At 73.3% G+C, this 21,192-nt stretch carries 21 protein-coding genes; 9 read left to right on the top strand and 12 right to left on the bottom strand.

From position 1 onward, the window contains the following. Window positions 1-27: 27 nt before the first annotated feature. The 8 genes from RWE79_RS08030 to infC form a co-directional block, all read right to left on the bottom strand. Window positions 28-249 carry a hypothetical protein gene (locus tag RWE79_RS08030; RefSeq protein WP_475939322.1) on the bottom strand — a complete coding sequence of 74 codons (222 nt, stop codon included), beginning with the start codon at window positions 247-249 and terminating at the stop codon, window positions 28-30. 221 nt (window positions 250-470) lie between these two features. Continuing rightward, window positions 471-2,978 (bottom strand): phenylalanine--tRNA ligase subunit beta, encoded by a 2,508-nt coding sequence (gene pheT, locus RWE79_RS08035; RefSeq protein ID WP_475939323.1) that lies wholly within the window; start codon window positions 2,976-2,978, stop codon window positions 471-473. Next, window positions 2,978-4,138, bottom strand: a complete 1,161-nt coding sequence (gene pheS, locus RWE79_RS08040) for a phenylalanine--tRNA ligase subunit alpha (RefSeq protein WP_475939324.1) — start codon at window positions 4,136-4,138, stop codon at window positions 2,978-2,980. The genes pheT and pheS overlap by 1 nt, the downstream gene beginning before the upstream one ends. A 129-nt stretch (window positions 4,139-4,267) precedes the next feature. Further along, window positions 4,268-5,386, bottom strand: coding sequence for a sensor histidine kinase (locus RWE79_RS08045; RefSeq protein WP_475939325.1), 1,119 nt, complete (start codon window positions 5,384-5,386; stop codon window positions 4,268-4,270). A 41-nt stretch (window positions 5,387-5,427) separates the two neighbouring features. Then, window positions 5,428-6,261: a TrmH family RNA methyltransferase gene (locus RWE79_RS08050; protein ID WP_475939326.1), complete on the bottom strand. Its 834-nt coding sequence runs from the start codon at window positions 6,259-6,261 to the stop codon at window positions 5,428-5,430. A gap of 204 nt (window positions 6,262-6,465) precedes the next feature. After that, window positions 6,466-6,849, bottom strand: coding sequence for a 50S ribosomal protein L20 (rplT, locus tag RWE79_RS08055; RefSeq protein ID WP_475939327.1), 384 nt, complete (start codon window positions 6,847-6,849; stop codon window positions 6,466-6,468). Between the two features lie 98 nt (window positions 6,850-6,947). Then, window positions 6,948-7,142: a 50S ribosomal protein L35 gene (gene rpmI / locus RWE79_RS08060; RefSeq protein ID WP_475939328.1), complete on the bottom strand. Its 195-nt coding sequence runs from the start codon at window positions 7,140-7,142 to the stop codon at window positions 6,948-6,950. Window positions 7,143-7,248: 106 nt separating this feature from the next. After that, the gene (infC, locus tag RWE79_RS08065; RefSeq protein WP_475945668.1) at window positions 7,249-8,001 is read right to left on the bottom strand and encodes a translation initiation factor IF-3; all 753 of its coding nucleotides are present in this window, start codon (window positions 7,999-8,001) and stop codon (window positions 7,249-7,251) included. A gap of 321 nt (window positions 8,002-8,322) precedes the next feature. Here infC and RWE79_RS08070 point away from each other — a divergent pair, with 321 nt between their 5' ends. After that, window positions 8,323-8,688 carry a DUF1844 domain-containing protein gene (locus RWE79_RS08070; protein ID WP_475939329.1) on the top strand — a complete coding sequence of 122 codons (366 nt, stop codon included), beginning with the start codon at window positions 8,323-8,325 and terminating at the stop codon, window positions 8,686-8,688. A gap of 31 nt (window positions 8,689-8,719) precedes the next feature. Here RWE79_RS08070 and RWE79_RS08075 read toward each other — a convergent pair whose 3' ends face one another. Further along, the gene (locus RWE79_RS08075; RefSeq protein WP_475939330.1) at window positions 8,720-9,478 is read right to left on the bottom strand and encodes an SseB family protein; all 759 of its coding nucleotides are present in this window, start codon (window positions 9,476-9,478) and stop codon (window positions 8,720-8,722) included. Window positions 9,479-9,575: 97 nt separating this feature from the next. Here RWE79_RS08075 and RWE79_RS08080 point away from each other — a divergent pair, with 97 nt between their 5' ends. Continuing rightward, window positions 9,576-10,574, top strand: coding sequence for a serine hydrolase (locus RWE79_RS08080; protein WP_475939331.1), 999 nt, complete (start codon window positions 9,576-9,578; stop codon window positions 10,572-10,574). Here RWE79_RS08080 and mycP read toward each other — a convergent pair. Next, complete coding sequence (gene mycP / locus RWE79_RS08085; protein ID WP_475939332.1) at window positions 10,543-11,802, bottom strand: type VII secretion-associated serine protease mycosin; 1,260 nt, start codon at window positions 11,800-11,802, stop codon at window positions 10,543-10,545. The two genes, RWE79_RS08080 and mycP, sit on opposite strands and share 32 nt — an antisense overlap. Continuing rightward, entirely contained in the window at window positions 11,799-12,701 is a 903-nt protein-coding gene (locus RWE79_RS08090; protein WP_475939333.1) for a hypothetical protein, read from the bottom strand. Before RWE79_RS08090 ends, mycP begins: the two co-directional genes overlap by 4 nt. A gap of 382 nt (window positions 12,702-13,083) precedes the next feature. On the opposite strand from RWE79_RS08090, the gene RWE79_RS08095 reads away from it, so the two are divergent. From RWE79_RS08095 to RWE79_RS08105, 3 genes are all read left to right on the top strand, one after another. Then, the gene (locus RWE79_RS08095) at window positions 13,084-14,286 is read left to right on the top strand and encodes an amino acid deaminase/aldolase (RefSeq protein WP_475939334.1); all 1,203 of its coding nucleotides are present in this window, start codon (window positions 13,084-13,086) and stop codon (window positions 14,284-14,286) included. Between the two features lie 104 nt (window positions 14,287-14,390). Beyond that, a complete protein-coding gene (locus tag RWE79_RS08100) occupies window positions 14,391-15,380 on the top strand; it encodes an aminoglycoside phosphotransferase family protein (protein ID WP_475939335.1) in 990 nt (329 codons plus the stop codon). Window positions 15,381-15,389: 9 nt separating this feature from the next. Continuing rightward, window positions 15,390-15,842 carry an N-acetyltransferase family protein gene (locus RWE79_RS08105; RefSeq protein WP_475939336.1) on the top strand — a complete coding sequence of 151 codons (453 nt, stop codon included), beginning with the start codon at window positions 15,390-15,392 and terminating at the stop codon, window positions 15,840-15,842. On the opposite strand, the gene RWE79_RS08110 is transcribed toward RWE79_RS08105, so the two are convergent. Then, window positions 15,826-16,509, bottom strand: coding sequence for a gamma-glutamyl-gamma-aminobutyrate hydrolase family protein (locus tag RWE79_RS08110; RefSeq protein WP_475939337.1), 684 nt, complete (start codon window positions 16,507-16,509; stop codon window positions 15,826-15,828). The genes RWE79_RS08105 and RWE79_RS08110 overlap by 17 nt on opposite strands. A gap of 113 nt (window positions 16,510-16,622) precedes the next feature. Here RWE79_RS08110 and RWE79_RS08115 point away from each other — a divergent pair, with 113 nt between their 5' ends. The 4 genes from RWE79_RS08115 to RWE79_RS08130 all read left to right on the top strand — a co-directional run bounded on the left by RWE79_RS08115 (window position 16,623) and on the right by RWE79_RS08130 (window position 21,188). Next, on the top strand, window positions 16,623-18,005 hold the full coding sequence (locus RWE79_RS08115) for a glutamine synthetase family protein (protein ID WP_475939338.1): 1,383 nt from the start codon (window positions 16,623-16,625) through the stop codon (window positions 18,003-18,005). A 7-nt stretch (window positions 18,006-18,012) separates the two neighbouring features. Beyond that, a complete protein-coding gene (locus RWE79_RS08120; RefSeq protein ID WP_475939339.1) occupies window positions 18,013-19,371 on the top strand; it encodes an aldehyde dehydrogenase family protein in 1,359 nt (452 codons plus the stop codon). A gap of 2 nt (window positions 19,372-19,373) precedes the next feature. Beyond that, the gene (locus tag RWE79_RS08125) at window positions 19,374-20,156 is read left to right on the top strand and encodes a 3-oxoacyl-ACP reductase (RefSeq protein ID WP_475939340.1); all 783 of its coding nucleotides are present in this window, start codon (window positions 19,374-19,376) and stop codon (window positions 20,154-20,156) included. A gap of 63 nt (window positions 20,157-20,219) precedes the next feature. Continuing rightward, on the top strand, window positions 20,220-21,188 hold the full coding sequence (locus RWE79_RS08130) for a DUF2510 domain-containing protein (protein ID WP_475945670.1): 969 nt from the start codon (window positions 20,220-20,222) through the stop codon (window positions 21,186-21,188). Window positions 21,189-21,192 lie beyond the last annotated feature (4 nt).

Here is a 21,192-nt window from a genome sequence, read left to right on the forward strand (position 1 = left end):
TGGCGAGTCGCTTGTCAATGACCGGCGTCACGCCGGGCCCGGCGGCCCGTCCGCGCGGGGCAGCAGCACCATCCGGCGGACGTACGGTCCCGCCCCCGGTACTTCCGTCACGTCGTCGGTGCGTTCACAGACCGCGGTGGCCCAGCCGGCCCGGCCGAGCGCGAGCAGCATCCGGTCGCGCTGCTCACCGGCGGGTCCGACGACGGTGATCACCTCTCCTGCGGGAGCGGTGCCGGTGGGCGTGGCCATCCGTGCCCTCCTTCTCTTGGACGCGATCCGCGATCCGCGATATGAGCGTTTTCTTCATCGAACGCCCATTAGATCTACCAAGGATGAGAAGGATCGGCGGCGCGGCACTCCGGGAAGGAAGGTGCTCTGTCCTCAAACGCCGGGCCGGGGGCACTCCCCCGCCCAGCGGTAGCTGGGGGCGCTGAGAGTCAGCCGGCCCGGCGCTTGAGGACAACCCGGGGTTACGCGCCGCGCAGCACCGCGCCGGTGCGGTCGGCGGCCACCGTGACGGCCGCGTCACGGGCGGCGGACGCCTCGTCGGCCGTCAGGGTGCGGTCGGCGGCCCGGAAACGCAGCGCGTAGGCCAGGGACTTCTTGCCCTCGCCGATCTGTTCGCCGGTGAAGATGTCGAACAGGCGCAGCGATTCGAGGAGTTGGCCGGCGCCGTCGCGCAGGGCGGCCTCGACGTCGGCGGCCGGGACGGAGTCCTCGACGACGAGAGCGACGTCCTGCGTGGCCACCGGGAAGGCGGACACGCGGGGCGCGACGACCGGACCGGCAATGGCCCGCTCCAGGCCGTCGAGGTCCAGCTCCATGGCCGAGGTGCGCTCGGGCAGGTGCAGCGCCTTGATCACCCGGGGGTGCAGCTCGCCGGCGTGGCCGACCAGGGTGCCCCCGGCGTGGAGCGCGGCGCAGCGGCCCGGGTGCCAGGGGGCGTGCTGGTCCTTGCGGACGGTCAGCTCGACCCCGGCCTCGCGGGCGATGATCCGGCCGGCCTCGACCGCGTCGGCCCAGCCCGCCGGGTGACCCTGGCCCCACCAGCCGGCCTGCTCGCGGGCGCCGGTCAGGACGACCGCGACGCGGCGCGGCTGCCGGGGCAGCGCGGCGTCGAGCGCGGCGATCTCGGCGTCCGTCGGGCGGCGGTCGACCGGCAGACGCGGCGGCGCGGGCTCCTCCCCGCTGGGGCGGAAGACCAGGCCGGTCTCGAAGAGCGCCACGTCGTGCGCGCCCCGGCCGGTGTTGCGGCGCAGCGTGGCCAGCAGCCCGGGCAGCAGCGTCGTACGGAGCGTGGGCTCCTCGTCGGAGAGCGGGTTGGCGATCCTGACCGTGGTGCGGCGGGGGTCGTCCGCGTCGAGGCCGAGCTGGTCGAAGACGCCCTCGCCGAGGAACGGGTAGGCCTGGATCTCGACATAGCCGGCCCCGGCCAGCGCCCGGCCGACCCGGCGGCGCAGCTTCTGCGACTCCGTCAGGCCGCGCCCGGAGGGCAGCTTGGGCAGGGTGGAGGGCAGGTTCTCGTACCCCTCCAGCCGGATGACCTCCTCGGCGAGGTCGTTGGGGTCGGTGAGGTCGGGCCGCCAGCTGGGCACGGTGACCGCCAGGTCGTCCGCGCCGTAGACGTCGCAGCCGACCTGCTGGAGGCGGCGTACGACGGTCTCGCGGCCGTACTCCATGCCCGCGACACGGTCGGGGTGGTCGGCGGGGATGGAGATGGTGTGCGGCGCGGAGGGCGCGATGATCTCGGTGACCCCGGCCTCGGCGGTGCCGCCGGCCAGCAGCACCAGCAGGTCGACCGTGCGCTGGGCGGCGGCGGAGGCGGCCTGCGGGTCGGTGCCGCGCTCGAAGCGCTTGGAGGCCTCGGAGGACAGCTTGTGCCGGCGGGCCGTCCGGGCGATGGCCACCGGGTCGAAGTGCGCCGCCTCGATCACGACATCGGTCGTGGCGGCGGAGGTGTCGGCCTCGTCGTGGTCGGCGATCTCGGTGTTGGCGCCGCCCATGACGCCGGCCAGGCCGATCGGGCCGCGGTTGTCGGTGATGACCAGGTCCTCGGGGTCGAGGACCCGGACCGTGCCGTCGAGCGTGGTGAGCTTCTCGCCCGGCTGTGCGCGGCGGACACCGATCGTGCCCTCGACCCGGCTGCGGTCGTAGGCGTGCAGCGGCTGGCCCAGCTCCAGCATCACGTAGTTGGTGATGTCCACGGCGAGCGAGATCGGCCGCATGCCGGCCTTCTGCAGCCGCCGCTGGAGCCAGATCGGCGACCGGGTCTCGGGGTCGAGGCCGGACACCGTGCGGGCGGTGAAGCGGTCGCAGCCGACCGGGTCGGAGACCTTGACCGGGTAGCCGTAGGAGTTGGGGCCGGGCACGTCGAGCAGGGCCGGGTCGCGCAGCGGCAGCCCGTAGGCGATGGCGGTCTCGCGGGCGACACCGCGCAGCGACAGGCAGTAGCCCCGGTCGGGGGTGACGGCGATGTCGAGCACCTCGTCGACGAGCTCCAGGAGCTCTATGGCGTCGCTGCCCACCTCGTGCTCGGGCGGCAGCACGATGATGCCGTGCGAACCGTCGTCGCCCATGCCCAGCTCGGAGCCGGAGCAGATCATGCCGTGCGAGTTCCGGCCGTAGGTCTTGCGCGCGGAGATCTCGAAGTTCCCGGGCAGGACACCGCCGGGGAGGATGACGACGACCTTGTCGCCGACGGCGAAGTTGGTGGCGCCGCAGACGATCTCCTGCGGCTCACCGGTGCCGTTCGCGGAGCCGACGTCGACCGTGCAGAAGCGGATGGGCTTCTTGAAGCCCTCCAGCTGCTCGATGGTGAGCACCCTGCCGACGACGAGCGGGCCCTTGAGCCCGGCGCCGAGCTGCTCGACGGTCTCGACTTCGAGACCGGCGGAAATGAGCTTGGCCTGGACGTCGCGGCCGGTCTCACCGGCGGGCAGGTCGACGTACTCCCGCAGCCAAGAAAGCGGGACCCGCATCAGATCTCCATCCCGAACGGAAGGGTGAAACGCACGTCACCCTCGACGATGTCTCGCATGTCCTCGACGTTGTGACGGAACATCAGCATTCGCTCGATGCCGAAGCCGAACGCGAAGCCGCTGTACTTCTGCGGGTCCACACCGCAGGCGGTGAGCACCCGCGGGTTGACCATGCCGCAGCCGCCCAGCTCGATCCAGCCCTCGCTGCTGCAGGTCCGGCAGGGGCGGTCGGGGTTGCCGACCGACTCGCCGCGGCAGACGTAGCAGGCCATGTCCATCTCGGCGGACGGCTCGGTGAAGGGGAAGTAGTTGGGGCGCAGCCGGGTGGTGATGTCGTCCCCGAAGAGCGCCTGGACCATGTGGTCGAGGGTGCCCTTGAGGTCGGCCATGGTCAGGCCCTCGTCGATGGCGAGCAGTTCGATCTGGGTGAAGACCGGGGTGTGGGTCGCGTCCAGCTCGTCGGCGCGGTAGACCCGGCCCGGGCAGATGACGTAGACCGGCGGCTCGCGGTCGAGCAGCGAGCGGATCTGCACCGGGGAGGTGTGCGTGCGCAGCACGACACCGCTCTCCTCGTCACCGCCCGCGCTCTTGCCGCTGCCCTTGGCCTTGGCATTGGCCTTGCCATTGGCTACGAAAAACGTGTCCTGCATGGTGCGGGCGGGGTGGTCCGACCAGATGTTCAGCGCGTCGAAGTTGAACCACTCGGCCTCGACCTCGGGGCCCTCCGCGACCTCGTAGCCCATGGCCACGAAGATGTCGGCGAGCCGGTCGGAGAGGGTGGTCAGCGGGTGCCGGGCACCGGCGGGGACACGGTCGTAGGGCAGGGTGACATCCACCGCCTCCTCGACCAGCACACGGTCGTCACGCTCGGCCTCCAGCACCTCCTGCCGGGCCTTCAGCGCCTGGTTGACCGCACCGCGCGCCTGGCCGACGCGCTTGCCGGCCTCGGCCTTCGCGTGCGGCGGAAGGGCGCCGATCTCACGGTTGGCGAGCGCCAGCGGCGAGCGGTCACCACTGTGGGCGACCTTCGCCTCGCGCAGCGCGTCGAGGTCGGCGGCCGACGCGATCGCGGCGAGCGCCTCGTCGCGCATGCGCTCGATCTGTTCCGGTTTCAACGCCTCGACCTCAACAGGGTCGTACGACTTATTGGGTGCCGACATTTCTTCCCGTTCCGATGTGGGTGCTGGCGCGGCCTGCCCGACCGGCACGTGCCAAGGGTCGAGTCTACTGGGACCGCGATGATCCGCCGGTCATGCCCGCCGGGGGTTGTGGACAACTCGCACAGTCGCTCAGGCCATGAAGGCCGGCGCCCCGACGGGCAGGATAAATCGGAACTGGGCGCCGCTGCCGGGCGCGCGGCCGACCGTGATGGTGCCGCCGTGGGCCTCGACTATGCCCTTGACGATGTACAGGCCCAGGCCGGTGCCACCGCGCTTGCTGCCCCGCCAGAAACGGGTGAAGACGCGGCTCACCGACTCCTCGGGGATGCCGGGGCCTTCGTCGCTCACGGTGACCGCTGTTCCTTCCGTCTGCCCCTTGGAGGGCGCGGGTGCCACCTCGATGGTGACAGTTCCCTCGCCGTGCCGCACCGCGTTTTCCAGCAGGTTGCCGAGGATCTGGTCGATCTTGTCGGGGTCGGCCCACAACGCGGGCAGCGACTGGTCCACACGGACGGCGAAGCGCTCGGGCCGCTGCCCGGCGGCGACCTGCGCGTCGACGTGGCGCCGTACGGCGGCGGCCATGTCGACCGGCTGGCGGCGCAGCTCCAGGCGGCCGGAGTCGATCCGGGAGATGTCGAGCAGTTCGGCGATCAGCCGCGTGACGCGGTTGGCGTCGGCGTAGACCGTCTCCAGCATCAGCTTCTTCTGGTCGTCGGTGAAGCGCTCCCACTTGGCCAGCAGCGTGGCCGTGAAGCCCTTGACGCTGGTCAGCGGGGAGCGCAGCTCGTGCGCGACGGTGGCGATCAGCTCGGCGTGGCTGCGCTCGGTACGCCGCCGGGCCTCGGTGCCGCGCAGCGCGACGACCAGCCGGTGGAGGGGACCCCCGGGGTACGTACGGACGTACCGGGCGGAGACCAGCACCTCGCGGCCGCCGGGGAGCAGCAGATTGCGCTCGGGCTGGCCGGTGCGGATGGCCAGCCCCCGGTACGGGTCGGTGACGGTCCACCAGCGGCGGCCCTCCAGGTCCTCCAGCGGCAGGGCCTGCTCGATCGGCAGGCCGATGACGGCGGGCGGGCGCAGGGCGGTGATCCGGGCGGCGGCGGTGTTGAAGCAGATGACCCGGCCGCTCTCGTCGGCGACCACCAGGCCGTCGGGCAGGTCGTCCGGTGTCAGGCCGTACTCGGTGAGGATCTCCGCCCAGCCGGACAGGGCGTCCCGCGCGGACCGGCCGGTCGTCCTGGCTTCCATCCCCGCGTCCCCCCTTCCAGGGCCCCCGGGGCGCCACCCTACTAGCTGATTGTTACGGTGCGGCACCCTCCGGGAGCGCGCTGCGCCCGCGCGGAGGCATAGAGGCAGACGGCGGCGGCCGTGGCGAGGTTGAGGCTTTCGGCGCGGCCGTGGATGGGAACCCGTACCACCTCGTCGGCGAGTGCGCGGGTCTGTGCCGGCAGGCCCCACGCCTCGTTGCCGAAGATCCAGGCGGTGGGCCCGCCCATCGACCCCTCGTCCAGCTCCGCGTCCAGATCCCGTTCCCCGGCGCCGTCCGCGGCCAGCAGCCGCACGCCGGCGCCCCGCAGTCCCTGGACGACGGTCTCCACCGGCACCCCGACCGCGACCGGGAGGTGGAAGAGGCTGCCGGCCGAGGCCCGGACGGCCTTGGGGTTGTAGAGGTCGACGGAGGCGTCGGTGAGGACCACGGCGTCGGCCCCGGCGGCGTCCGCGCAGCGCAGGACGGTGCCGGCGTTGCCGGGGTCGCGGACGTTGGCCAGGACGGCGACCAGCCGGGGGCGGGCGGCGAGGATCTCCTCGAACGGCCGGTCCAGGAAACGGCAGAGCCCGACGATGCCCTGCGGGGTGACCGTGTCCGACATCTCCGCGACGACCTCGGGGGTCGCGGTGAGGACGGGGACGCCGGCCTCGTGGGCGGCGGCGAGGATGTCGGCGTGCCGGCCGGCCGCCTCGGGCGTCGCGTACACCTCGACGAGGTGCGGGACGGCCTCCCGGACGGCCTGCGGACCCTCGGCGATGAACCGGCGCTCCTTGCCGCGGAAGCTGCGCTTGGCGAGCCGGTGGGCGGCGGTGACACGCGGGGAGCGCAGGGAGGTCAGCTCGGGGCCGGGCATGGTCCGGGGTCTCATTTCGTGGGTCGTGGGCAGAGGTTCCGCGGCGCCGACGGCCCGGGGGCCGGTGACCGGTGGCTGTGGGCCGGGGTGCGCGCCCGGCCACCGGCGCCTCGTCCGGGGCGGACGGCCCGGGCACGCCGCGGGCCCGCAGGCGGCGATCCGCCTGCGGGCCCGGTGCCCGCTCAGGGCAGGCGCGGCGTCGCGTCAGGCGGCCTTGGGGGCGTTGACGTCAGCCGGAAGGGCCTTCTGGGCGACCTCGACCAGGGCGGCGAACGCCGGGGCGTCGTTGACGGCCAGCTCGGCGAGGATCTTGCGGTCCACCTCGACCTGGGCGGCCTTGAGGCCCTGGATGAAGCGGTTGTAGGTGATGCCGTTGGCGCGGGCAGCGGCGTTGATGCGCTGGATCCACAGCTGACGGAAGTCGCCCTTGCGCTTCTTGCGGTCGTTGTAGTTGTAGACCAGGGAGTGGGTGACCTGCTCCTTGGCCTTGCGGTACAGACGTGAGCGCTGACCGCGGTAGCCGCTGGCGGCTTCGAGGATCGCCCGGCGCTTCTTGTGGGCGTTGACTGCCCGCTTGACGCGTGCCACTTGATAACTCCTAGTGAAGGACCGCGGTGGTACTCACGCGGCCCGAAAGACGGATAGGTCCCGGTGATGTGCGGCGCGCCCCGGACGGGGCGCGGCGCTCACTTGCCGAGAAGCTTCTTGATCTTCTTCGCGTCGGCCGGGGCCAGCACGACGGTGCCGGTGAGGGCACGGGTCTTGCTCGACGGCTTGTGCTCAAGCAGGTGGCGCTTGCCGGCACGCTCACGGACAACCTTGCCGGAGCCGGTGAGCTTGAATCGCTTGCTCGCACCGCTGTGCGTCTTGTTCTTCGGCATGGCGCCGTAGTCTCCTCGTCGCTGGCCCTCCCGTCCGCCGAAGCGGACGGAGAGCGTCAGTACTTCATTGCGCCCGGAGCGGTCGCCCCGGGCTCTGGCTACGCCGTCAGTTGTTCTCGTCGGCGGTTTCGTCGGCGGTTTCGCCGGCCTCGGCTGCCTCGGCGGCCTCGGCGGCCTCGGCTGCGAGAGCGTCGTCGTACGCCTGCTGCTCCACGTCCGACGGGTTCTCCGGCAGGCGACCGGCCTTGCGGGCGGCCTGCGCCTCGCGGGCTTCGGCCATCGCCTCGGTCTTCTTCTTGTGCGGACCGAGAACCATGATCATGTTTCGGCCGTCCTGCTTCGGCGCGGACTCCACGAAGCCCAGCTCCTGGACGTCCCCCGCCAGCCGCTGGAGCAGCCGGTGACCCAGCTCGGGCCGGGACTGCTCACGGCCACGGAACATGATCGTGATCTTGACCTTGTCGCCCTGCTTGAGGAACCGGACGACGTGACCCTTTTTGGTGTCGTAGTCGTGCGGGTCGATCTTCGGCCGGAGCTTCATCTCCTTGATGACCGTGTGCGCCTGGTTCTTGCGCGCCTCACGGGCCTTCATGGCCGACTCGTACTTGAACTTCCCGTAGTCCATGAGCTTGCAGACCGGCGGACGTGCGGTCGCCGCGACCTCGACCAAGTCCAGGTCGTACTCCTGCGCGAGTTCCAGGGCCTTGGCAAGCGGCACAATGCCGACCTGCTCGCCACTGGGACCGACGAGTCGCACTTCTGGGACGCGAATCCGGTCGTTGATACGGGGCTCGGCGCTGATGGGGCCTCCTCGGTAGCACCACGCGACTGACTGGCCGACAGCCGCGTTTACGTCAATTGTTATCCGTCCGGCCCGGGCCAGGGCGCAAAAAACGCCCCGAAACGGGTCACAGGCGGGGCTCCTCACAACCGGGAGCACCGCCGCGGCATTCCCGCGGGGCGCATCGGGCAGTGGCACGCACGTCCTGATGACGCGGTGCACCGCCTGACCGGAACCCGCCGACCTCTACGGTCGGCCAGGTGGGAGATCGGAGCCTCCACTTGTGGGCTGAAGACCTGTTCGCACGGAGCTCGCAAGGTGTCCAGCCGGTCAATCGTCAAGCATACCAGCGATCGACCGCAGTCCGTAATCGGCCACACGGGGCCTATCGTGTGAGGCATGAGCGACGCGACCCCGCAGAACGACCGCCCCGACTTCGACACCATGACCCGCGACATCGCGGACGTCCCCGCGGTCGAGGTGATCACGACGGTGGCCGTCCACCTGATGAGCGCCGCGGCGGTCAACCTCGGCCTCGCGGAGGAGGGCACGGACCACAAGGACCTGGACGAGGCCCGCAAACTCATCACCGCCCTGGCCGGCCTCGTCACGGCCGGCGCCCCCGAGATCGGCTCCTACCACGCCGGCCCGCTGCGCGACGGCCTGAAGTCCCTCCAGCTCGCCTTCCGCGAGGCCTCGCTCGTCGCGGACGAGCCGGGCCAGGGTCCCGGCGAGAAGTTCACCGGGCCGGTGTACGGCAAGTAGCGGCAGTCAGCGCCGCCGCCCACAGCTACGGCTACAGCTCGAACAGCGGTACGCCCGGCAGTCCGGCGCCGGCCGGCAGCAGGGCGAGGTCCAGCCCCTGGCGCAGGGTGCCGCGCAGCACCTCGTCACCCGCCAGGGCCCGCGCCACACGCCGGGCGACCTCGGCCACCGCGGCGCCCTCCGCCAGCACCAGGCCGAGCGTCCCGTCGGAGGTCTCGGCCGGCACCAGGTAGGCCCGTACGACGCCGGGCTCGGCGGCCACCGCCGCACGGACCGCCTCGCGGACCGACGGGTCGGTGAGCGGGTCGGCCAGCGGACGTCCCTCGGCGACGGCGCGCAGAGCGGGGCCGCTGAGGGCGTAGGGGGCGGGGCCGGCCATGTCGATGAGCAGGGTGTCGGCACCCTCGTGCGCGAGGGCCTGGAGCGCCTGGCCCAGCGGCACCGCGACGGGGCGGGCGTCGGGGCGCCAGCGGGCGAGCGTGGCGGTGGAGGTGAAGGCGGGCAGGGCGCGCCGGCCGTCGGCGGCCCGGACCGTGGGGACGGCCATGTCGCTGGTCTTCTCGCGGCGCAGCGTTTCTCCCGCCGGTCCGGCGGCCACCTCCTCGACCTCTCCCAGCAGTGCGACCACCGGCACGAGCAGCCGCGCGGCGGGCAGCGCGGCGAGCACCTCCCCCTCGGCCGTGCGGTCGGCGGGTGAGGCGTCGTACGCGAGGAGCGCGGCGGCGAGCCGGGGGTCGGCGGTGCCGTCGTCGTCGGAGAAGCCGGGATCGGGAATGTTCTTCAGGGCCACGGGTCGAGGGTAGCCGGGCCCGCGGACAGGAATTTCTTACGGGCTTTTAACCCTGCTCCCATGGGGCACGCAGGTTCGATATCTAGCGTCCCGGGACATGGCATCCGAGACCTCTGAGAGCGCGGACCGTCCCGCCCCATCGCGGCGGCGCGCCGACCGGCGCCGCTCCCGCGCCACCGGCCCCCGCGCCGTCGTCGTCACGGCCGTGGCGGCGACACTGCTGCTGGGCACCGGGCTGGCGACCACCGCGTATGTGAAGGCCCAGGGACGCGGAACGGGCTCGGCCGCTCCGGCGGCGTCGGCCTCCTCCACCCAGGCGGTGGCGAACGCGGTGGCCGCGATGGCGACGACCAAGCCCCTGGTGGACTGGGACGACGTACTCGACAAGGCGCTGGCCGGCGTGACGAAGAGTTCCGCCGCGAAGTACTCGGTGGCCGTCCTGGACACCGGGTCCGGGGACAGCGCCGTGTACGGAAGCGGGTCCTTCGACACGGCGAGCATCGTCAAGGTCGACATCCTGGCGACGCTGCTGCTCCAGGCGCAGGACGCCGGGCGCGCGCTGACGGACAGTGAGAAGGCCGCCGCCAAGGTCATGATCGAGAACAGTGACAACACCGCGGCCAGCACCCTGTGGCAGACCATCGGCACCGCCTCCGGGCTCGACACGGCCAACCGGCGGTTCGGGCTGACCGGGACCAGCGGCGGCAGCGGGGTGCTGTGGGGCCTGACCCAGACCACGGCCGCCGACCAACTGCGGCTGCTGGAGGTGGTGTTCGGCAGGGCACCGGGGCTGAACGCCGCCTCGCGCTCGTACATCCAGGGCCTGATGGGCCAGGTCAGCACCTACCAGGACTGGGGGGTGCCGAGCGCGTCCACCGGGGACTTCGAGGTCAAGAACGGCTGGCTGCAGAGGAGCACGACCGCCCTGTGGGACATCAACAGCATCGGCCGGGTGACCTCCGGCGGTCACACCTACCTGGTGGCGGTGACCTCCAGCGGCAGCAGCACGATGAACAGCGGCGTCGCCCTCGTCGAGGGGGCGGCGCAGGCGGCCGTCAAGGCGTTCAACAAGGCCACGGCGGAGTCGGGTTCCTGACCGGCGGCGGCGGGGGCGGCGGGGTGTGGCGCGGGACGTCGCGCCGGGCCTCCCGCCGGCCGCGCCGCATCAGCCGGGTCGCCATGGCGACCAGCGCGCACCCGGCGACCGCGAAGCCGACGGCGATGCCGTCGCCCAGGCCGCCCCCCTCGTCGTCCTGCGACGACTGCCGGGCGGCACCGGGCCCGGAACCGAAGTACTTCTCCCCGTACGCCGACGGGGCCGGAGCCTGCGGAACCGGCTTGAGTCCGGCCGCCGCCTTGAGCGCGGCGGCCGGGTCGATCAGCCCGGTCCCCACGTCGTCGCTGCGCCCGCCGGCGGGACTGTCCCTGGTGGTGTCCTCCAGGACTTCCTTGATCTGGGCCGGGCTCAGCTTCGGATAGGCGGAGCGGATCAGCGCGGCCGTGCCGGAGACGTACGCGGACGCGGTGCTGGTGCCCCAGCCCTCGTAGTAGTGCCGGTCGGGGTCGGCGATGACGACGTCGACGCCGGGCGCGGCCACGGCGGCGTACCAGCGGCGGGTGGAGAAGTCGGCCCGGTTGCCGTAGCGGTCGACGGCGGCGACGGCGATCACCCCGGGGTAGGCGGCCGGATAGGAGGCGCGGTTGCCCTCCTTGCCGCCGTTGCCGGCCGAGGCCACCACCACGACACCCTTGGCCAGGGCGTACTGGATCGCCTCGTCCTCCTGCGGCTCGGGGTGGGCGGTGCTGCTGTCGTCGCCCAGCGAGAGGTTGATGACGTCGGCGCCGTGGTCCGCGGCCCAGCGGATGCCCTCGGCGAGCGCCCCGCCGCGGGTGGTGCGGGCCTTCTTCCGCTGCGGGTCCTTGTCCTCCAGGATCACCCGTACGGGGAGGATCTTCGCGTCCGGCGCGATGCCGAGGACACCGTCGGCGCGGCCCGCGCCGTGGCCGTGCCCGGCGATGATCCCGGCCATGCCGGTGCCGTGCCGGGCCCAGGAGCTGTCACCGCGCTCCGCCCCGAAGCCGACCATGTCCTTGCCGGCGAGCACCTGTCCGGTCAGGTCGGGGTGGGTGTCGTCGACCCCGGTGTCCAGCACGGCGACGGTGACGCCGGCGCCCTTGGCGGTACGCCAGGCCTGCTCGGCGTGGAGTGCGCCGAGCGCCCAGTCCGCGTCGCGTACGGCGTCGGCGTGCGCGGGCGCGGCGGGGCTCGCGACGACGGCGGCCGCGGCTGCGAGGGCGGCCAGCAGGCCGCGTACCCGGCTCATCGCGGCGGCTCCGAGGACGGGCTCACGGCTCTGGCGGCCTTGCGCACCCGGGCGTCGACCGCGTCCGACAGCGCCTCGGCGGCGTTGCCGAGGCCGGACTGGGCGGGGGCCGAGGTCGCGCCGTCGGCGGAGGCGGCGGAGGCGGGCTGCGGGACGTCGATCTCGCGGCCGTCGGCGAAGCCGCTCACCGCGTACACGACGACCGGCAGGTCGGCCGAGACGTCGACCGTCCAGCTCGCCCGCTGCCGGTCCCCGAAGCCGGAGGCCGCCGTACCGGCGAAGGCCACCGGACGGGGCATCAGATCGGTACGGGAGCCCAGGTGTTCGTCGTTCCAGCGGTTGTGCAGCGCCAGCATGGTGGCGGCGTCGGTCCTGGTGACCAGGATGCCGACGGTGGTCACGTCGGTGGAGGTCGCGTCGGTGTAGGTGGCGCGGAGCAGCCGGACACAGCCGGCCGGGGCCAGCACCTTGGCCAGCAGTGGGTCGAAGGCGTCGGCGCAGTCGCTCTCCGGCGCCACCCCGATCCGCGTCCACGTCCGGTCGGCGCCGCCGGGGCCCGCCGCCCGGCCCTTGACGGTGCGGGGGAACAGGGTGTCCACCGGGGCGCTGTGCCACAGGGCGCGGGTCGCGCCGAAGGCGCTGGCCGAGGCCTGCGCCGCCGTGGGCACCCCGGCCGCCGCGTCGTGGTTGATGACGGCGCCGACGACCGCGCCGCCGAGCAGGCCCAGGCCCAGGACCAGGCACAGGGCCGCCAGGGCCGGGCGCTTGGGCCGCGGCGCGGCGTGCGCGTTGGGGACGTACTCCTGCTGGGCCGCGTACCGGGGCGGGCGCGGCTGCCGGGCCGCGCGCGGGTCACGTGGGTACGGCTGCGGCTGCCGGTACGGCTGCGGTTGCGGCATGGGCTGCGGCATGGGCTGAGACCGAGACTGCGGCTGGGGCATGGGCTGCGGCTGGGACGGCGGCTGCTGCTGCGCCCACTGCGGTGTGCGCGGCGGCGGATACTGCGGCGGCAGGGGCGGTGGCGGGGGTATCGGACGCGTACGCGGTGGCGGAAAGCCCCGGTGCGGCGGCGCCGGATGCGGCCCGGCTCCCCCACGGTCGACTCCGGTGCTCACCCGGCGCCCCCTCGTCAGATGCTCGGCACGTGAGTGACCACGTGGGTTGTCGCACGCTCTTGTCACAGCGTGCGCGTCACTCTACGGGTTGCGGGGCGTTAATTCTCAGCTGGGCCGGATCCGTTGCCCCTACCGCCGGGTAGGGGCATTCTGGCAAGCTGCGGCCATGTCAGATCGCGCAGCCGACCGGCGTCGGTACGACCGGGCCACGGCACACCTCGACGCGCCGTTGGCCGTCGTCGACCTCGAAGCATTCGACGCCAACGCGGCGGACCTCGTGCGCCGCGCGGGCGGCAAACCGATCCGGGTGGCGTCCAAGTCCGTGCGCTGCCGCGCCCTGCTGGAACGGGTGCTGGCCCGCGACGGCTTCGCCGGGATCATGTCGTTCACCCTCGCCGAGTCGCTGTGGCTGGCCCGCGCGGGCTTCGACGACGTCCTGCTGGCCTATCCCTCGGCGGACCGGGCGGCCTTCGCGGAGCTGGCCGGCGACCCCAAGCTGGCCGGCGCGGTCACCGTGATGATCGACGACGTGGCGCAGCTCGACCTGGTCGACGCCTCGCGCGGCGGCGGCTCGGAGATCGTCCGCGTCGCCCTGGAGCTGGACACGTCGCTGCGCATGCTGGGCGGCCGGGTACGGATCGGCGCCCTGCGCTCGCCGCTGCGCGAGCCCGCCCAACTCGCCGCGCTGGCCCGCGAGGTGGCCCGCAGGCCCGGTTTCCGGCTGGTCGGCCTGATGGCCTACGAGGGGCATGTGGCGGGCGTCGGCGACGCGGTGGCCGGCCGCCCCTTCCGCTCCCGGGCGGTGCGCCTCATGCAGTCCACCGCCCGCCGTGAACTCGCCGCGCGCCGAGCCGAGGTGGTGCGGGCGGTGCGGGCGGTCGCCCCGGACCTGGAGTTCGTCAACGGCGGCGGCACGGGCAGCGTCCAGTACACCGCCGCCGAGGACGCGGTCACCGAGATCGCCGCCGGCTCCGGGCTGTTCGTCCCCCGGCTCTTCGACAACTACACGTCCTTCCGGGGGCGCCCGGCCGCGCTCTTCGCCCAGCCCGTGGTGCGGCGCCCCGGCGTCGGCGTGGTGACCGTGCTGGGCGGCGGGTATCCCGCCTCCGGTGCCGCCGGCCCCGACCGGCTGCCCGTGCCGTACCTCCCCGAGGGTCTGCGCTACGACCCCCAGGAAGGGCCCGGCGAGGTCCAGACGCCGCTGATCGGGTCCGTCGCGGACGACCTGCTGATCGGCGACAAGGTCTGGTTCCGGCACGCCAAGGCGGGCGAGGTGTGCGAGCGGTTCGACACCCTCCAGCTCATCGAGGGTGACCGGGTGGTCGGCACCGCCCCGACCTACCGGGGCGAGGGCCGGACCTTCCTGTGACGGACGGGCCGCCCGGCGGCCGGGCGGCCGGGCGGGCAAAGCGAGCGGGCGGGCGGGCGGAAAAGGCGTGGAGCCGCCCCCGCCCGACCCGCCATGCTTCCGGCATGAGCAACAGCACGCCGCGCACCGCCCCCCGTGACGCCCCGCCCGCCGCCGAGGGCGTCCGCATCGGGTGGCACGAGGTCGCGCCCTGGATCCGGCAGGCCGTCGAGGCCGACCTCGGCGGCATCGTCGTGGGCGCCGCGGGCCAGGTCGGCGGGTTCTCGCCCGGCGCGGCCGTACGGCTCACCCTGGACGACGGGCGGCGCGCGTTCGTGAAGGCGGTGAGCGCCGGCCAGAACCCCGAGAGCCCCGGTATGTACCGCGACGAGGCGCGCAACGCGGCCGCGCTGCCGCCCCGCGTCCCGGCGCCGCGACTGCTGGCCACGTACGACGACGGGCACTGGGTGGCGCTGCTCTTCGAGGACGTCGAGGGCCGCCATCCCCGGACCCCGTGGCGGCAGGGCGAACTGGACCGCGTGCTGCGCGGGATCGAGGAGCTGTCGGCCGCGCTGACGCCCTCCCCGGCCGCCGTGCCGTCGGCCGGGGAGCGGCTGGCCGGGGCGTTCCGGGGCTGGCGGACCCTCGCGGCGGAGTACGCCCGCGGGGAGAACGGCCTCGACGGGCTCGCGCCCTGGGCCCGGGAGCGGCTGGCCGCGCTCGCGGACCGCGAGGCCGGCTGGGCGGCCGCCGCCGAGGGCGGCACGCTGGTCCACGCCGACCTGCGGGCGGACAACATCCTGCTCACGGCCGACCGTGTGGTCTTCGTGGACTGGCCGCACGCCTGCCTGGCGGCGCCCTGGTTCGACCTGCTGCTGATGCTGCCCTCGGTCGCCATGCAGGGCCTCCCAGGAACAGCCCCCTTGCCGGAGGCGCTGTTCACCACGCACCCCACGGCCCGTGACGCCGATCCGGACGCGGTGACGACCGTACTGGCCGCGCTGGCGGGGATGTTGCTGGAGCGGGCCCGGCATCCGGCGCCCCCCGGGGCTGCCGACGCTGCGGCCGTTCCAGCGGGCCCAGGGAACGGCGGCGCTGGAGTGGCTGCGGCATAGGCTGGGAGCATGAGTGATCTTGTGTTCCGGCGGGCCGCGGTCGCCGACATACCCGTGATCGTCGCGATGTTCGCGGACGACGGTCTGGGACGGGGCCGGGAGACCCCGGACGACCTGCAGCCGTACTACGCCGCCTTCGAGCGGGTGGCGGCCGACCCCAACCAGCACCTGACGGTCGCCGAGCGCGACGGCCGGCCGGTCGGGGTGCTGCAGCTGTCGGTGATCCCGGGGCTGTCGCGGCGCGGTACGACCCGTTCGGTCATCGAGGCGGTCCGGGTGCACGGCGACGCGCGCGGCACGGGGCTCGGCACGGCCCTGATGGAGTGGGCGATCGAGGAGTCCCGCCGGCTGGGCTGCACCCTGGTGCAGCTCACCTCGGACAACGCGCGCACCGAGGCGCACCGGTTCTACGAGCGGCTGGGCTTCACCGGCTCGCACGTGGGCTTCAAACGGCAGCTGTGACCAGCCCCCGCATCACCCGTTCGTCGTCGCCCATCTCGGGGTGCCACTGGACACCGAGGACGAAGGGGTCGCCGGGCAGTTCGACGGCCTCCACGGTGCCGTCCCCGGCGTGCGCGGCGACGGTCAGGCCGTCGCCGAGCCGGTCGAGGGCCTGGTGGTGGAAGGTGGGCACCGACGCGGCCTCCGGCACCAGCGCCGCGTAACGGGTGCCCGGCACCGGCCGGACCTCGTGCGAGCCGAAGACACCGGCCCGGCCGCGGTGGCCGTCCAGGTGCTGTACGAGGGTGCCGCCGAGGGCGATGTTGAGCAGTTGCATGCCGCGGCAGATGCCGAGCAGGGGCAGGCCGGCGGCCAGGGCGGCGTCGATGAGGGCCAGCTCCCAGGCGTCGCGTTCGGGGGCCGGCGGGCCGGTGCGGGGGTCGCGGGAGGCACCGTAGCGGGCCGGGTCGGCGTCGGGGCCGCCGGCCACGACCAGCGCGTCGAGCCGGGCCACGGCGGCGCCGGCCCGCTCGGGGCCGTCCGGGGGGAGCAGGGCGGCCAGGCCGCCGGCGCGCTGCACCAGGCGGTGGTATCCGGCCGGCAGGAGGGCGGCGGGCAGGTCCCAGTCGCCCCACCGGGCGGACGCCTCCAGATAGGTGGTGACGCCGATCAGCGGACAACGGGACATGGACGGGCTCCTGACGACGCGCGCAACGCGGATTTCTGGTCGCACCGTACCCAAGTCGGTGCTCAGCCCGTACTTTTGGATCACCTGACGGCCGCTAGGAGAGGTGATCCCCTGTGGTGCACCGCAGAGCCCCGCTCAGTACGGAAGAACTACGGCGGCTGGCCGAGGCCGGGAAGATCGACACGGTGGTGGTCGCCTTCACCGACATGCAGGGCCGCCTGCAGGGCAAGCGCTTCGCCGCGCGCCACTTCCTCGACGACGTCCTGGAGCACGGCACCGAGGGCTGCAACTACCTGCTGGCCGTGGACGCCGAGATGAACACCGTCGACGGCTACGCGATGTCCTCCTGGGAGCAGGGCTACGGCGACTTCGCGATGCTGCCCGACCTGACGACGCTGCGGCTGACCCCCTGGGACGCGGGCACCGCCCTGGTCGTCGCCGACCTCGCCTGGCTGGGCGACGCGGCCCCGCCGGTGGCCGCCTCGCCGCGCCAGATCCTGCGCCGCCAGCTCGACCGGCTGGCCGAACGCGGCTGGTCGGCCTACGTCGGCACCGAGCTGGAGTTCATCGTCTTCAACGACACCTACGAGCAGGCCTGGAACGGCGGCTACCGCGATCTGACCCCGGCCAACCAGTACAACGTGGACTACTCCCTGCTGGGCACCGGCCGGGTCGAGCCGCTGCTGCGCAGGATCCGCAACGAGATGGGCACGGCCGGCATGCGCGTGGAGTCGGCGAAGGGCGAGTGCAACCTCGGGCAGCACGAGATCGCGTTCCGGTACGACGAGGCGCTGACCACCTGCGACCAGCACAGCGTCTACAAGACCGGCGCCAAGTCGATCGCCGCGCAGGAGGGCCGCGCGCTGACCTTCATGGCGAAGTACGACGCCAGGGAGGGCAACTCGTGCCACATCCACCTCTCGCTGCGCGACGGTGAGGGCAACCCGGTCTTCCACGACGCGGACTCCCGCGACCACGGCATGTCGGAGACCATGCGGCACTTCCTGGCCGGGCAGCTGGCCGCGCTGCGCGACTTCTCCCTGCTCTACGCGCCCAACATCAACTCCTACAAGCGCTTCCGCCCCGGCTCCTTCGCGCCCACCGCGGTCGCCTGGGGCCCGGACAACCGCACCTGCGCGCTGCGCGTGGTCGGGCACGGCCCGGCCGCGCTGCGCCTGGAGAACCGGGTGCCCGGCGGGGACGTGAACCCCTACCTCGCCGTCGCCGGGATGATCGCGGCCGGGCTGTACGGCGTGGAGCACAAACTGACCCTCCCCGAGCCGGTCACCGGCAACGCGTACACCGCCGGAGGCACCCGGCACGTCCCGGCGACGCTGCGCGAGGCGGCCGGGCTGTGGGAGGCGAGCCCGATCGCGGTGGCGGCCTTCGGCGAGGAGGTCGTGAGCCACTACCTGAACATGGCCCGTGTCGAACAGGACGCGTACGACAGCGCGGTCACCGACTGGGAGCGCCACCGCTCCTTCGAACGCATGTGAGGCGCAGGTGCTCGAAGTCCTCAACCCGGCCACCGAAGAGGTGATCGCCACCGTCCCCGCCGCCTCGGCGCGGGAGGTGGACGCGGCCGTCGTCCGGGCCGCCCGCGCCCAGACGGCCTGGGCCGCCCTGGCCCCGGGCGACCGGGCACGGCTGCTGCGCCGCTTCGCGGACGCCGTCGACGCCCGCACCGGCGAACTGGCCGCCCTGGAGGTCAGGGAGGCCGGCCACACCACCGCGAACGCCCACTGGGAGGCGGGCAATGTCCGCGACCTGCTGGAGTACGCGGCCGGGGGCGTGGAACGCCTCAGCGGCCGGCAGATCCCGGTGCCGGGCGGCGTGGACATCACGTTCCTCGAACCGCTCGGGGTGGTCGGGGTGATCGCGCCCTGGAACTTCCCGATGCCCATCGCGGCCTGGGGCACCGCCCCCGCGCTCGCGGCCGGGAACGCGGTGATCCTCAAGCCCGCCGAGACCACCCCGCTGACCGCGCTGCGGCTGGCGGAACTGGCCCTGGAGGCGGGGCTGCCGGAGCACCTGTTCCAGGTGCTGCCGGGCACCGGCCCGGTCGCGGGCGCGGCCCTGGTCGAGCACCCCGGGGTGGCGAAGATCGTCTTCACCGGGTCGACCGCCGTGGGCAAGCGGATCATGGCGACCTGCGCGAACAGCCTCAAACGCGTCACCCTGGAGCTCGGCGGCAAGTCGCCCAACATCGTCTTCGCCGACGCGGATCTGGAGAAGGCCGCGCGGACCGCGCCCGCCGCCTTCCTCGACAACGCCGGACAGGACTGCTGCGCCCGCACCCGCGTCCTGGTGCAACGGCAGGTGTACGACCGCTTCCTGGAGCTGCTGGAGCCCGCCGTACGGGCCGTCACGGTCGGCGACCCGGCCGATCCGGCCACCGACATGGGCCCGCTGATCTCCGCCGCGCAGCGCGACCGGGTCGCGGCGTACGTGGCACCCGGCGCGCCGGTCGCCTTCCGGGGCAGCGCCCCCGGGGGCAAGGGCTTCTGGTATCCGCCGACCGTGCTGACCCCGCACGACCCGGGTGCGCCGGTCGCGGTCGAGGAGGTCTTCGGGCCGGTCGCGGTGGTGATCCCGTTCGAGGACGAGGCGGACGCGCTGCGGCTGGCCAACGCCACCGCGTACGGCCTGTCCGGCTCCGTCTGGACCCGGGACGTCGGCCGCGCCCTGCGGCTGGCCCGGGGCACCCGGGCCGGCAACCTGTCGGTCAACTCCCACAGCTCGGTGCGCTACTGGACCCCCTTCGGCGGCTTCAAGCAGTCCGGGCTGGGCCGGGAGCTGGGGCCGGACGCGCTGGCCGCGTTCACCGAGACCAAGAACGTATTCATCAGTACGGAGGACTGACCGTGACCGAAGAAGCAGTGTGCCGTCGCCTGGTGGACCGTACGGCGGTGATCACCGGCGCCGGCAGCGGCATCGGCCTGGCCACCGCCCGCCGGCTGGCCTCGGAGGGCGCCCGGGTGGTGTGCGGCGACATCGACGCGACCGCCGGCAAGGCCGCGGCCGAGGAGGTCGGCGGGCTGTTCGTCCAGGTCGACGTCACCGACGCCGAGCAGGTGGACGCGCTGTTCCAGGCGGCGTACGACACCTACGGCAGCGTCGACATCGCCTTCAACAACGCGGGGATCTCACCGCCCGACGACGACTCGATCCTCACCACCGGCATCGAGGCCTGGAAGCGCGTCCAGGACGTCAATCTGACCTCGGTCTACCTGTGCTGCAAGGCGGTGCTGCCCTACATGCGGCGCCAGGGCCGGGGGTCCATCATCAACACGGCGAGTTTCGTGGCGGTGATGGGCGCCGCGACCTCGCAGATCTCCTACACCGCCTCCAAGGGCGGCGTGCTGGCCATGTCCCGTGAGCTGGGCGTGCAGTTCGCCCGCGAGGGCATCCGGGTCAACGCGCTGTGCCCGGGGCCGGTGAACACCCCGCTGCTGCGGGAGCTGTTCGCCAAGGACCCCGAACGGGCCGCGCGGCGGCTGGTGCACATCCCGCTGGGCCGGTTCGCGGAGCCCCGGGAGATCGCCGCGGCGGTCGCCTTCCTGGCGAGCGACGACTCGTCGTTCGTCACCGGGTCGCAGTTCCTGGTGGACGGCGGCATCGCCGGGGCATACGTGACCCCTCTGTAACCCGGCAAGGGGCCCTCTCTCACGGGAATCTTAAGCTGATAGACCTAAAGTGACGCCGTGACGATGACGACCCCGCCCGGCTGGTACCCAGAGCCAGGGCACACAGGCAACGACGGCCCGGCACTGGAACGCTGGTGGGACGGGACCGAGTGGACCGAGTACACCCGCGCCGCGCAGGGCCACGCCGCCGCTTTCCCGGCCGCCCCCGGCTACCAGCCCTACCCGGGTGACGTCGTCGCCGGCGGCGCCCCGTCCGGGCGGCGGGGCGGCCGGATCGCCATCGCCGTCGTGGCCGCCGTGGTGGTGGTCGCGGCGGTCGTCGGCGGCGTCGTCGCGCTGACCTCCGACAACGGCGACGGAACCGCGGCCGACGGCCGGCCCACCCCCTCGGCCAGCGCCCCCTTCGGCCAGGGCGGCCCGGGCGGCGGCGCCGACGGCGGCCCGAGCGGCGCGCCCAGCGGCGCGCCGTCCACCCGGCCGTCCGCGCAGCCGAGCGCCGAGGAGGGCTTCCTGCCCGACGTCAACAACGGCGTCAGCCTGCCGCTGCCGGACAACTGGACGGCCGGCTACGACAGTACGGGCACCGCGCTGATGGTGGTCGGGCAGTACGCCTGCCCCGCCGACACCTCGCTCAGCTGCTCCCGCGGCGGTGTCAGCTCCCGCTCCGCCACGGCCGCGAAGCTCAAGGCCACCACGGCCGAGGCGGCGGCCAAGGAGGACATCTCCAAGAACGTCGAGGAGTCCTACGGCGCGAAGGCCTACGGCGGGATCACCTCCCACCAGCAGCTCAAGTCGCAGGCCGTCACGGTCGCCGGTGAGAAGGGGTACCTGGTCCGCTGGAAGGTCGTCACGAAGAAGGGTGACGACGGCTACGTCCAGTCGCTGGTCTTCCCCTCGCCCGGCGACAGCAAGAAGCTGGTCGTGGTCCGCTTCGGCTTCGACATCAACGCCAAGGCACCCAAGGCCTCGGTGATGGACACCATCACCAAGGGCATCAAGGAGACCGGGTCGTCCAGCGGTACCGGCGTCTGAGCAG

Source organism: Streptomyces sp. RLA131 (assembly GCF_056270125.1).